This window comes from Pseudomonas sp. IzPS59, assembly GCF_014863505.1.
Lineage (GTDB): Bacteria > Pseudomonadota > Gammaproteobacteria > Pseudomonadales > Pseudomonadaceae > Aquipseudomonas > Aquipseudomonas kribbensis.
Map to the genome: position 1 here is coordinate 5369634 of NZ_CP062251.1, position 13032 is coordinate 5382665.

A 13032-nucleotide genomic window follows, 5' to 3' on the forward strand; every position below is an offset into this window, starting at 1 on the left:
TGGACTGTAACAAGGCAAACGTACGCTCCAGGATTGACTAAAATCAGTGATTGTCAGGTCTTCAGCACCACCAGACATGGCTTGGCAAACATTTGCAGGCACCACCGGCCGCGGGCTCGACATCCGGGAGTAGCGCGGGCCGAATTGATCTGGTAAGTTCGCCCGCTTGCAGCCGCAGGGCCGGCAGGTGTCGGTGATGGAGCAATCCTGCGCAATGGATTACAAGAGTAGAGGCGGTCCATTTCATGCCCACCCAAGCAAAGCAACAGCAGCAACAGGCGATCAGCGGTTTCGAACCTTACGTTCCGGCCGAAGGCGAAGAGTACATGGGCAAGCCCATGCGCGCGCACTTCACCAAGATCCTGACCAAGTGGAAACTGGACTTGATGCAGGAAGTCGACCGCACTGTTGATCACATGAAAGACGAAGCAGCCAACTTCCCTGATCCGGCCGACCGTGCCAGCCAGGAAGAAGAATTCGCCCTTGAGCTGCGTGCCCGCGACCGCGAGCGCAAACTGATCAAGAAGATCGACAAGACGCTGCAGTTGATCGAAGACGAAGAGTACGGCTGGTGTGATTCCTGCGGCATCGAGATCGGCGTCAAGCGCCTCGAGGCCCGCCCGACCGCCGACATGTGCGTCGACTGCAAGAACCTTGCGGAAATCAAGGAAAAGCAGGTCGGCAAGTAATCCCGACCTGAACGAGAAACGGAGCGTGCGAACGCTCCGTTTTTGTTTCTGCCGTTTTTTACTCTTCAAGTAACATCGCCCTCATGACTGCCAACACTTCCCCCGCCTACATCGGCCGCTTTGCCCCGACTCCCAGTGGACACCTGCACTTCGGCTCACTGGTAGCGGCGCTCGCTTCTTATCTGGATGCACGCTCGGTGAACGGCCGCTGGCTGGTGCGCATGGAAGATCTCGATCCGCCCCGGGAAGAGCCGGGGGCGCAGGCAGCGATTCTCAAGGCCCTGGAAAGCTACGGTTTCGAATGGGACGGCGAAATGGTCCGCCAGAGCGACCGGCATGAAGCCTACGCGCAAGTGCTCGACAGCCTGTTCAATCACGGCCTGGCGTACGCCTGCACCTGCTCGCGCAAACAACTGGAGCCCTATCACGGCATTTATCCGGGACTGTGCCGCAATGCCGGCCATGGCCAGGAAGACGCCGCGATCCGCCTGCGCGTGCCGGAGCTGGAATATCACTTCATCGACCGGGTGCAGGGCGAATACCGTCAGCACCTGGGCCGCGACGTAGGTGATTTCGTGATCCGCCGCCGCGATGGCCTCTACGCCTATCAACTGGCGGTGGTGCTGGACGATGCGTGGCAGGGCATCACCGACATCGTGCGCGGCGCCGATCTGCTCGACTCGACGCCACGCCAGCTCTATCTGCAAGAACTGCTGGGCCTGCGCCAGCCGCGTTATCTGCATCTGCCGCTGATTACCCAGCCCGACGGCAACAAGCTCGGCAAGTCCTACCGCTCGCCGCCGCTGGAAGCCGATCAGGCCACGCCATTGTTGCTGAGAGCCTTGCGTGCGCTGGGGCAAGAGCCGGGAGCTGAGCTGGCCCACGCCTCGCCGCAGGAGCTGCTGAAATGGGGCAGCGCCCACTGGGACGCAACGAAGATCCCGCGCACACTGACACTTCCCGAAGCGCAACTGCTGTGACGACACTTGCAGTGGCGCGCCCATCCGTTACCATCGCCGCACGTTTTCGGGCACGCGCATAAAAAAGAGAGGCCGGGATGTACATCTATCGCTTGGTCCTGCTTCTGGTCGTGGGGATCTACCTGTTTTCTCCCGCCATCATGGATTGGTGGATCGACGCCACGGGCGCCTGGTATCGCCCTTATCTGCTCTGGCTGATCCTGATTGTCGTGACCTTCATCCTGCAGAGCCAAAAAGATGCCGATGAGCTTTAGCCTGACCCAGATGCTGCTGATCAGCGCCGCCTACCTGGCCGCGCTGTTCGGGGTGGCGTGGATCAGTGAACGGGGCATGATCCCGCGGGCGATCATTCGCCATCCGCTGACCTACACCCTGTCGCTGGGGGTCTACGCCAGTGCGTGGGCGTTCTACGGCACGGTTGGTCTGGCCTATCAGTACGGCTACGGTTTTCTGTCCAGTTATCTCGGGGTGTCCGGTGCGTTCCTGCTGGCGCCGGTGCTGCTGTATCCGATCCTGAAGATCACCCGCACCTATCAACTGTCGTCGCTGGCAGACCTGTTCGCCTTCCGCTTCCGCAGCACCTGGGCCGGTGCGCTGACCACCATTTTCATGCTGATCGGCGTACTGCCGTTGCTGGCCCTGCAGATTCAGGCCGTGGCCGATTCCATCGGCATCCTCACCGGCGAACCGGTGCAGAATCGCGTGGCCCTGGCGTTCTGTGCACTGATCATCCTGTTCACGATCTTCTTCGGCTCGCGCCATATCGCTACCCGTGAAAAGCATGAAGGTCTGGTGTTCGCGATTGCCTTCGAATCGGTGATCAAACTGGCCGCTCTCGGCGGCGTCGGCCTCTATGCCTTGTACGGTGTATTCGACGGCCCGCAACAACTTGAACTGTGGCTGCTGCAGAACCAGACCGCCCTCGCCGCCCTGCACACGCCGCTGCAGGAAGGTCCGTGGCGCACGTTGCTGCTGGTGTTTTTCGCCTCGGCGATCGTGATGCCGCACATGTATCACATGACCTTTACCGAGAACCTCAACCCGCGCTCGCTGGTCAGCGCGAGCTGGGGCCTGCCGCTGTTCCTGCTGCTGATGAGTCTGGCCGTGCCGCTGATTCTCTGGGCCGGCCTGAAACTCGGCGCCACCACCAATCCGGAATACTTCACCCTCGGCATCGGCATTGCCGCCAACAGCAAGGCACTGGCGCTGCTGGCGTATGTCGGCGGTCTGTCAGCGGCCAGCGGCCTGATCATCGTCACCACGCTGGCGCTTTCTGGCATGGCCCTGAACCATCTGGTGCTGCCGCTCTACCAGCCACCGGCCGAAGGCAACATCTACCGCTGGTTGAAATGGACCCGCCGCGCCTTGATCGTCGCGATCATCATGGCCGGCTTCTGCTTCTACCTGATGCTCGGCGCGGAGCAGGATCTGGCCAACCTCGGCATCGTCGCGTTCGTGGCGACTTTGCAATTCCTGCCTGGCGTGTTGTCGGTGCTGTACTGGCCGACCGCCAATCGTCGGGGTTTCATCGCCGGGCTGCTGGCGGGGATTCTGGTGTGGGTGGTGACCATGCTGCTGCCGCTGGTCGGCAATCTGCAGGGTTTCTATATTCCGCTGCTGAACATGATCTACGTGCTGGACGACACAAGCTGGCACATGGCGGCCATCGCCTCGCTGGCGGCAAACGTCTTGATGTTCACTTTGATTTCGCTGTTCACCAATGCCAGCCCGGAAGAGGCCAGCGCCGCCGAAGCCTGCGCTGTGGATAACGTGCGTCGCCCGCAACGCCGGGAATTGCACGCCGCCTCGCCGCAGGAATTCGCCACACAACTGGCCAAGCCTTTGGGCGCAAAAGCGGCGCAAAAGGAAGTCGAACAGGCCCTGCGCGACCTCTATCTGCCGTTCGACGAACGCCGCCCTTATGCCTTGCGCCGCTTGCGCGACCGGATCGAAGCCAACCTCTCCGGCCTGATGGGCCCGAGCGTGGCCCAGGACATGGTGGAAACCTTCCTGCCCTACAAGGCCGGCGGCGAAAACTACGTCACCGAAGACATCCACTTCATCGAAAGCCGTCTCGAGGACTATCACTCGCGCCTCACCGGTCTGGCTGCCGAACTCGACGCCCTGCGCCGCTACCACCGCCAGACCCTGCAGGAACTACCGATGGGCGTCTGCTCGCTGGCCAAGGATCAGGAGATCCTGATGTGGAACAAGGCCATGGAAGAGCTGACCGGGATTGCCGCGCAACGGGTGGTCGGATCACGCTTGAGCACCATCGCCAATCCGTGGAAAGAATTGCTGCAAGGCTTCATCAACCTGCCCGACGAACATTTGCACAAACAGCACCTGGCCCTCGACGGCCAGACCCGCTGGCTGAACCTGCACAAAGCGGCCATCGACGAGCCACTGGCGCCGGGCAACAGCGGCCTCGTGCTGCTGGTGGAAGACCTGACCGAAACCCAGATGCTCGAAGACAAACTGGTGCACTCCGAACGGCTGGCCAGCATCGGTCGTCTCGCGGCCGGCGTGGCCCATGAAATCGGCAACCCGATCACCGGCATTGCCTGTCTTGCGCAAAACCTTCGGGAAGAACGCGAAGAAGACGGCGAACTGACGGAAATCAGCGGACAGATCCTCGAGCAGACCAAACGCGTTTCACGCATCGTGCAGTCGCTGATGAGTTTTGCCCACGCCGGCAGCCATCAGCACAGTGACGAGCCCGTCTGTCTGGCGGAGGTGGCTCAGGATGCCATTGGTCTGCTGGCCCTGAACCGGCGCAATTTCGAAGTCCAGTTCTACAACCTGTGCGACCCCGACCACTGGGTCGAAGGCGACCCGCAGCGGCTCGCCCAGGTGCTGATCAATCTGCTCTCCAACGCCCGTGACGCTTCGCCTGCCGGCAGTGCGGTGCGGGTCAAGAGCGAAGCCGGCGAACACACGGTCGATCTGATCGTGGAGGACGAAGGCAGCGGCATTCCGTCGAGCATCATGGACCGCTTGTTCGAACCTTTCTTTACCACCAAGGATCCTGGCGAAGGCACCGGTCTGGGCCTTGCACTGGTCTATTCCATCGTTGAAGAGCATTATGGACAAATCACCATCGACAGCCCGGCTGATGTTCAGAGCCAGCGCGGCACCCGTATCCGGGTGACATTGCCGCGTCATGTCGAAGCGACGTCCGCTGTGAACTGAGACCGTCGAGAGTATCGAATCAATGCCGCACATTTTGATCGTCGAAGACGAAACCATTATCCGCTCCGCCTTGCGCCGCCTGCTGGAACGCAACCAGTACCAGGTCAGCGAAGCCGGTTCAGTGCAGGAAGCACAAGAACGCTTCAGTATTCCCACATTCGATCTGATCGTCAGCGACCTGCGTCTGCCGGGTGCTCCGGGCACCGAGCTGATCAAGCTCGGCCAGGGCACGCCGGTGCTGATCATGACCAGCTACGCCAGCCTGCGTTCGGCGGTCGACTCGATGAAGATGGGCGCGGTGGATTACATCGCCAAGCCTTTCGACCATGACGAGATGCTTCAGGCCGTCGCCCGGATCCTGCGTGATCGCCAGTCGGCGCCGGCTGCCGGCGAAGTCGTTGCCGGCAAAACTGCCAACAGCAATGGTAAATCCGCCGCAGACAACAGCAACGGCGAAATCGGAATCATCGGCTCCTGCCCTCCGATGCAGGACCTTTACGGCAAGATCCGCAAAGTCGCCCCGACCGATTCCAATGTCCTGATCCAGGGCGAGTCCGGAACCGGTAAAGAGCTGGTGGCCCGCGCCCTGCACAATCTGTCGAAACGCGCCAAGGCACCGATGATTTCGGTCAACTGCGCTGCCATTCCGGAAAGCCTGATCGAGTCCGAGCTGTTCGGTCACGAGAAAGGTGCATTCACCGGTGCCAGCGCCGGTCGTGCCGGTCTGGTGGAAGCGGCGGACGGCGGCACGCTGTTCCTCGACGAGATCGGCGAACTGCCTCTGGAAGCCCAGGCTCGCCTGTTGCGCGTCTTGCAGGAAGGCGAGATTCGCCGGGTCGGCTCGGTGCAGTCGCAGAAAGTCGATGTCCGACTGATCGCCGCAACCCACCGTGACCTCAAGAGCCTGGCGAAAATTGGCCAGTTCCGCGAAGACTTGTATTACCGCCTCCATGTGATCGCGTTGAAACTGCCGGCCCTGCGCGAGCGTGGCGCCGACGTCAACGAAATCGCCAACGCGTTCCTCGCTCGTCAGAGCGCACGCATCAACCGCACCGACCTGAAATTTGCCGCCGATGCCGAACAGGCGATCCGGCACTATTCCTGGCCGGGTAACGTGCGGGAACTGGAAAACGCCGTCGAGCGCGCCGTCATCCTGAGTGAAAGCCCGGAAATTTCCGCCGACCTGCTGGGCATCGACATCGAGCTGGGGGATCTGGAGGACGACGAGTTCATCGGTCTGCCGGCGCAACCGGCCGGTAACGCCAGCAACAGCAGCCATGAGCCGACCGAAGACCTGTCGCTGGAAGACTACTTCCAGCATTTCGTGCTCGAGCATCAGGACCACATGACCGAGACCGAACTGGCGCGCAAACTGGGCGTCAGCCGCAAATGCCTGTGGGAGCGCCGTCAGCGTCTGGGCATTCCACGGCGCAAGACCGGGGTCGCCAGCGAGAGCTGAACGTTACCTGTCGAGTGTGCGGGTAACCGTTGAATGTGTGAAAAAACTGTTACCTCAGTCTTTTCACGTAACAGAAGCCGGGGTTATCGGTAACGAAACCCCGGCTTTTTTTCGCCCCGCGAAAACGGTTATATCGACCTAACCCCTTGTTTTATTGGGGTTCGCAAAAGTTGGCACGCCCCCTGCTATATGTTTGGTACAAGAACAATAACAAGCAATGCACAAGACAATAAAAATAAGACGAATCGACTCACGCACAATAAAAACAAGACGGCGAGAGGCGCAGCTAACTGATTCTTTTGGAGAGGCGTTGTATTTGGGGCTTGCCCCACGACCAGGCCGAGAACAACAAAAACTGTCCTAAGACAGAGCCTGTACTGGTTGGATCGAGAGATCACTGCAATTCAGCGACCAAAGCAATCCGTTTGCTCTTGGCTCCCGATTGGGAGGGTCATGAAGGAAAAACTTCATGGCGAGGGCACTCAACAAAAACAAGAAGCCCGAATCAATAATAAAAAGAGCACGCAACTACTTCTTGGGGAGCTTCGGCTCCCCTTGTAGTTTCTCCCTCCCGGGAAAATCTCCCCTCCTGACGCATCTTCACCCCTCTAGCCTGAGGCCTGCAGCGCAAATCGGCAGCGTCCTACACCATCCCTCGACTAAATGCTAGAATCCCCGCCCATCATGCGGTCATTCTCTGGTATGGCCGAACATTCCTTCAAACAGTGCATCCCATGCTGAAGAAGCTGTTCCAGTCATTCCGAACTCCCCTGCGTCGTACGCAACACATCCGTAGCACGCCTGAAGTCCTCAACAGCGGCCAACATTCGCTGCAAAAGGCGCAATTCAGCCGATACGCGGTCAACATCGTCGAACGTCTGCAGGGCGCCGGCTACCAGGCCTACCTGGTTGGCGGCTGCGTGCGAGACATGCTGCTGGGCATCACGCCCAAAGACTTCGACGTCGCCACCAGCGCCACCCCCGAGCAGGTTCGCGCCGAATTCCGCAATGCGCGGATCATCGGTCGCCGCTTCAAGCTGGTGCACATTCATTTCGGTCGCGAAATCATCGAAGTTGCGACTTTCCGCGCCAACCACCCGCAAAACGAAGACGACGAAGACAGCAACCAGTCCTCGCGCAACGAAAGCGGGCGCATTCTGCGCGATAACGTCTACGGCACCCTGGAAGAAGACGCGCAACGCCGCGACTTCACCATCAACGCCCTGTATTACGATCCGGTCAGCGAGCGCATCCTCGATTACGTCAACGGCGTGCACGACATCCGCAATCATCTGATCCGCCTGATCGGCGACCCGAAACAGCGCTATCAGGAAGACCCGGTGCGGATGCTGCGGGCCGTGCGTTTCGCCGCCAAGCTCAACTTCGGCATCGAAAAGCACACCGTTCAGCCGATCCGCGACCTGGCACCGATGCTGCGCGAGATTCCGTCGGCCCGCCTGTTCGAGGAAGTGCTCAAGCTGTTCCTCTCCGGCCACGGCGCCATCACCTTCGAGATGCTGGTCGACCTGCAACTGTTCGCGCCGTTGTTCCCGGCCAGCGCCGATGCGCTGGAATACAACCCGGAATACACCCACACACTGATCAGCGAAGCACTGACCAACACCGACCTGCGGATCAAGCAGAACAAACCGGTGACCCCGGCGTTCCTGTTTGCTGCCCTGTTGTGGCCAGCCCTGCCGGCCCGCGTGTTGCGTCTGCAGGAGCGTGGCATGCCGCCGATTCCGGCGATGCAGGAAGCCGCCCACGAGCTGATCGCCGAACAGTGCCAGCGCATTGCGATTCCAAAACGCTTCACCATGCCGATCCGCGAGATCTGGGACATGCAGGAACGTCTGCCACGCCGCAGCGGCAAACGCGCCGACCTGTTGCTGGACAATCCGCGCTTCCGCGCCGGCTACGACTTCCTGCTGCTGCGTGAAAGCGCCGGCGAGCAGACCGATGGCCTGGGCGAATGGTGGACTGACTATCAGGACGCGAACGACAGCGAGCGCCGCGACATGATCCGCGACCTCAGCGGCAAGGAAGACGGCGCCAGCGGTGCTCCGCGCAAGCGTCGTCGCAGCAGCGGTTCCAAGCGCAAACGCGCCGGTGCACCGAGCGCTACGGGCGAATAAGGCATGGAACGCATCTACATCGGCATGGGCAGCAATCTGGCTGACCCGGCCGAACAACTGCGCAGCGCGGTCGACTCATTGGCGCAACTGCCGAGTACAGCACTGGTCGGTGTCTCTGCCTTTTACCAGAGCGACTCCCTGCTGCCGGGTCAGCCGCGTTACACCAACGCGGTCGCGGCACTCGACACCACCCTCACCCCGCTGGAACTGCTCGATGCCCTGCAAGCCATCGAAAACGGCCAGGGCCGCGAGCGCCTGGAACGCTGGGGCCCACGCACGCTGGACCTGGACATCCTGCTGTTCGGTGACCGTCTGATCGATGAACCGCGCCTGAAAGTCCCGCATTACCACATGCAGGAACGCGCGTTCGTACTTTATCCCCTGGCCGAACTGGCCCCCGAAGATCTGCGCCTGGCCGACGGTCGCACCCTCGCCGATCTGCTCGCAGCCTGCCCGTTCGTCGGCCTCGAACGTCTCTCCCACGCCTGATCCAAACCGCCGATGCGGGAGCCAATCGGCTCCCGTATTTTGCGTTCTTGTAGGACAAAAACTCCGCAGATCAGGCCCGCCGGCCCGCTGAATCGCATCAGTAACGCCGGTAACACTCCCGTCGTAACAATGCGGTAACACATGCAATTGACTTCCTGAGGCCTCATCACGACTATAGGCGTCCCGCTGCCGCCAACCCGGCATACAAGGGCGCAATCCAGGCCTTATAAGCACGACAAAAGAGCGTGCGCCTGAATAGATGACGAATCACGCGCGTTACTCGCAGTAGTTTCCAAAGCGCCTGAACGAGGATTTCTTACATGCCAGCCATCACCCTGACCACGCTCCAGAGCCTCAAGCAGAAAGGTGAAAAGATCACCATGCTGACCTGCTATGACGCGACCTTCGCCCACGCCTGCAACGAGGCCGGTGTCGAAGTGCTGCTGGTGGGCGACTCCCTCGGCATGGTCCTGCAAGGTCACGACAGCACCCTGCCGGTGACCATTGCGGAAATGGCCTACCACACCGCCTGCGTCAAGCGCGGCAACACCGACGCCCTGATCCTGGCCGACCTGCCGTTCATGGCCAACGCCACCCTTGAACAAACCATGACCAACAGCGCCATGCTTATGCAGGCCGGCGCGCACATGGTCAAGGTCGAAGGTGCGCTGTGGCTGGCGGAATCGATCCGCCTGCTGGCCGAACGCGGTGTGCCGGTCTGCGCCCACATGGGCCTGACCCCGCAAGCCGTGAACATTCTCGGCGGCTATAAAGTGCAGGGTCGCAACGAAAACCAGGCGCGCCAGATGCGCGCCGATGCGATCTCCCTGGAGCAGGCCGGTGCGGCCATGCTGCTGCTGGAATGTGTGCCGAGCGAACTGGCGGCCGAAATCAGCCAGGCGGTGAAAATCCCGGTGATCGGCATCGGCGCCGGCACTGACACCGACGGTCAGGTCCTGGTGCTGCACGACATGCTCGGCCTGTCGATCAGCGGCCGCGTACCGAAATTCGTGAAGAACTTCATGCAGGGTCAGGACAGCATCCAGTCCGCACTGAAGGCTTATGTGAACGAAGTCAAAGCCGCCACTTTCCCTGGGATCGAACACGGATTCTCTGCATGAACACCGTCAAAACCGTACGTGAACTGCGCGCTGCCGTGGCGCGCGCCCGCAGCGAAGGCAAGCGCATCGGCTTCGTGCCCACCATGGGCAACCTGCACAGCGGCCACATCGCGCTGATCACTAAAGCCAAGCAGCGAGTGGACTTCGTGGTCGCGAGCATTTTCGTCAACCCGCTGCAGTTCGGCGCCGGCGAAGATCTCGACAAATACCCGCGCACCTTGGCGGCGGATCAGGAAAAACTGCTGGAAGCCGGTTGCTCCCTGCTGTTCGCCCCGACCGTCGAAGAAATGTACCCCGACGGCATGGCCGGGCAGACCCGGGTCAGCGTGCCGCAACTTTCCGAAGGCCTGTGCGGCGCCAGCCGTCCGGGGCATTTCGAAGGCGTGGCGACCGTGGTCAGCAAGCTGTTCAACATGGTCCAGCCGGATCTGGCGATCTTCGGTCAGAAAGACTACCAGCAACTGGCCGTGATCCGTGCCCTGGTGCATGACCTGAACATGCCGATCCAGATCATCGGCGAACCGACCGTACGTGCTGCCGATGGCCTGGCGCTGTCCTCGCGCAACGGTTTCCTCAGCGAGGAACAACGCGCCGTGGCGCCCGTCGTTTACCGCGCCCTGAGCAGCATTGCCGAGTCGATCAAGCAGGGCGAGCGCGACTTCCCGGCCTTGATCCTGGCACAGCGGCAACAGCTGGAAGCCGCCGGCCTGCGCCCGGATTACCTGGAAATCCGCCACGCCCTGACCCTGCGTCCGGCCACGGCGGAAGATCGTGATCTGGTGATCCTGGTTGCTGCGTTCCTCGGCACCACCCGGTTGATCGACAACCTGCACCTGAACCTCGATACCCCCGCCTGAACACCGCAACAGCAGAATGAGGGAGCGAGCCTGTTCGCTCCCTCATTCGTGCTACATCCCCCTTCCAGATCGTATTGCTGACCACCTGACCATCGGGCAAACTTCCGGCCGTTCCACTGCGCGCGAAAAGCAGGGACTTGCTCGTATTACCCGCCGTCTGTCGGCGTCTGCTGTTATCGATGTTAAAAAAGTACAGGTAACAGGTCAGAAGAAGCCAAGACAGATCGCAGCGCTAGGTTTACTGTATTCGCCCTGCGCCCGTGTAATCGTGTCGACGCAGTTGCCCCCTCGCCCAAACATGGCGGGGAGGTCTTTTCAGAGTTCAAAAGGCCGTTCAAGTAAAAAGGAAAACCGCAGCGATGGCGTACTACCGCACTCCTCATGACGTTACCGCTCTGCCTGCCTGGCAGGCGTTGAAAGACCACCGCCAAGCCATGCAGGATTTCAGCATGCGCGAAGCCTTCAACGCCGATCCGCAGCGCTTCACTCAATTCACCCTCAGCAGCTGCGGACTGTTTCTCGATTATTCGAAGAATCTGATCAACGCCGAGACCCGCAACCTGCTGGTGGGTCTGGCCAACGAAGTCGATCTCAAGGGCGCGATCAAGGCGCTGTTCGACGGCGAAATCGTCAACTCCTCCGAAGGCCGCCCGGCGCTGCACACCGCCCTGCGTCGCCCGGTGGGCGACAAGCTGTCGGTCAATGGCGTCAACGTGATGCCTGAAGTCCACAAGGTGTTGAACCAGATTACCGATCTGGTCGGCAAGATCCATGACGGCCTGTGGCGCGGTTACACCGAAAAGCCGATCACTGACGTGGTCAACATCGGTATCGGTGGTTCGTTCCTCGGCCCGGAGCTGGTCTCCGAAGCCCTGCTGTCCTACGCCCAGAAAGGCGTGCGTTGCCATTACCTGGCGAACATCGACGGCAGCGAATTCCACGAGCTGACGCAAAAACTGCGCGCCGAGACCACGCTGTTCATCGTGTCGTCGAAGTCGTTCAACACCCTCGAAACCCTGAAAAACGCCCAGGCCGCCCGTGCCTGGTATCTGGCCCAGGGCGGTTCGGAAGCCGAGCTGTATCGCCACTTCATCGCCGTATCGAGCAACAACGCGGCAGCCGTGGCCTTCGGTATCCGCGAAGAAAACATCTTCCCGATGTGGGACTGGGTCGGCGGTCGTTATTCGCTGTGGTCGGCCATCGGTCTGCCGATTGCCCTTGCCATCGGCATGTCCAACTTCAAGGAACTGCTGTCCGGTGCCTACACCATGGACCAGCATTTCCAGAGCGCGCCGTTCGAACAGAACATGCCGGTGCTGCTGGCCCTGCTCGGCGTGTGGTACGGCAACTTCTGGGGCGCGCAAAGCCACGCGATCCTGCCGTACGACCACTACCTGCGTAACATCACCAAGCACTTGCAGCAGCTGGACATGGAATCCAACGGCAAGAGCGTACGTCAGGACGGCACTCCGGTGTCGACCGATACCGGCCCGGTGATCTGGGGCGGCGTCGGCTGCAACGGCCAGCACGCTTACCACCAGTTGCTGCACCAGGGCACCCAACTGATTCCGGCCGACTTCATCGTGCCGATCGTCAGCTTCAACCCGGTCTCCGACCACCATCAGTGGCTGTACGCCAACTGCCTGTCCCAGAGCCAGGCGCTGATGCTCGGCAAGACCCTGCCGGAAGCCGAAGCGGAACTGCGCGACAAGGGCATGAGCGAAGAACAGGTGCAGAAACTCGCACCGCACAAGGTGATCCCGGGCAACCGTCCGAGCAACACCCTGGTGGTCGAGCGCATCAGCCCGCGTCGTCTCGGTGCACTGGTGGCGATGTACGAACACAAAGTCTTCGTGCAGAGCGTGGTCTGGGGCATCAACGCCTTCGACCAGTGGGGCGTGGAACTGGGCAAGGAACTGGGCAAGGGCGTCTACAACCGCCTGGTCGGCAGCGAGGAAACCGCGGCCGAAGATGCGTCCACTCAAGGCCTGATCAACTACTTCCGCGGCCGTCACCGCGGCTGATCCAGCCCTGAACACACCCCCTCGCCATGAGGGGGTGTTTGTTTACAGGTATTGAACCCTCCCCGCTCTCGGCGCATCTTTATCCT

General features: G+C 60.9%; 10 protein-coding genes. All 10 read left to right on the forward strand.

Going from position 1 to position 13032, the window contains the following annotated elements; translation table 11 throughout:
- The first annotated feature begins 245 nt into the window (after positions 1-245).
- Positions 246-689 carry an RNA polymerase-binding protein DksA gene (gene dksA, locus IF189_RS24060; protein ID WP_085712147.1) on the forward strand — a complete coding sequence of 148 codons (444 nt, stop codon included), beginning with the start codon at positions 246-248 and terminating at the stop codon, positions 687-689.
- Between the two features lie 83 nt (positions 690-772).
- A complete protein-coding gene (gene gluQRS / locus IF189_RS24065) occupies positions 773-1669 on the forward strand; it encodes a tRNA glutamyl-Q(34) synthetase GluQRS (protein ID WP_134828133.1) in 897 nt (298 codons plus the stop codon).
- Between the two features lie 77 nt (positions 1670-1746).
- Complete coding sequence (locus IF189_RS24070; RefSeq protein ID WP_003176118.1) at positions 1747-1923, forward strand: hypothetical protein; 177 nt, start codon at positions 1747-1749, stop codon at positions 1921-1923.
- The gene (locus IF189_RS24075) at positions 1907-4861 is read left to right on the forward strand and encodes a sensor histidine kinase (RefSeq protein ID WP_167748781.1); all 2955 of its coding nucleotides are present in this window, start codon (positions 1907-1909) and stop codon (positions 4859-4861) included. The genes IF189_RS24070 and IF189_RS24075 overlap by 17 nt, the downstream gene beginning before the upstream one ends.
- A gap of 22 nt (positions 4862-4883) precedes the next feature.
- Complete coding sequence (locus tag IF189_RS24080) at positions 4884-6320, forward strand: sigma-54-dependent transcriptional regulator (RefSeq protein WP_192552371.1); 1437 nt, start codon at positions 4884-4886, stop codon at positions 6318-6320.
- A gap of 734 nt (positions 6321-7054) precedes the next feature.
- Complete coding sequence (locus tag IF189_RS24085) at positions 7055-8455, forward strand: polynucleotide adenylyltransferase PcnB (RefSeq protein ID WP_192552372.1); 1401 nt, start codon at positions 7055-7057, stop codon at positions 8453-8455.
- A gap of 3 nt (positions 8456-8458) precedes the next feature.
- Positions 8459-8944: a 2-amino-4-hydroxy-6-hydroxymethyldihydropteridine diphosphokinase gene (gene folK, locus IF189_RS24090; protein WP_192552373.1), complete on the forward strand. Its 486-nt coding sequence runs from the start codon at positions 8459-8461 to the stop codon at positions 8942-8944.
- A 320-nt stretch (positions 8945-9264) separates the two neighbouring features.
- Positions 9265-10065, forward strand: a complete 801-nt coding sequence (panB, locus tag IF189_RS24095) for a 3-methyl-2-oxobutanoate hydroxymethyltransferase (protein ID WP_114885579.1) — start codon at positions 9265-9267, stop codon at positions 10063-10065.
- Positions 10062-10922 (forward strand): pantoate--beta-alanine ligase, encoded by an 861-nt coding sequence (panC, locus tag IF189_RS24100; protein ID WP_134828136.1) that lies wholly within the window; start codon positions 10062-10064, stop codon positions 10920-10922. The genes panB and panC overlap by 4 nt, the downstream gene beginning before the upstream one ends.
- 359 nt (positions 10923-11281) lie before the next feature.
- Positions 11282-12946 carry a glucose-6-phosphate isomerase gene (gene pgi / locus IF189_RS24105; RefSeq protein WP_085712156.1) on the forward strand — a complete coding sequence of 555 codons (1665 nt, stop codon included), beginning with the start codon at positions 11282-11284 and terminating at the stop codon, positions 12944-12946.
- Positions 12947-13032 lie beyond the last annotated feature (86 nt).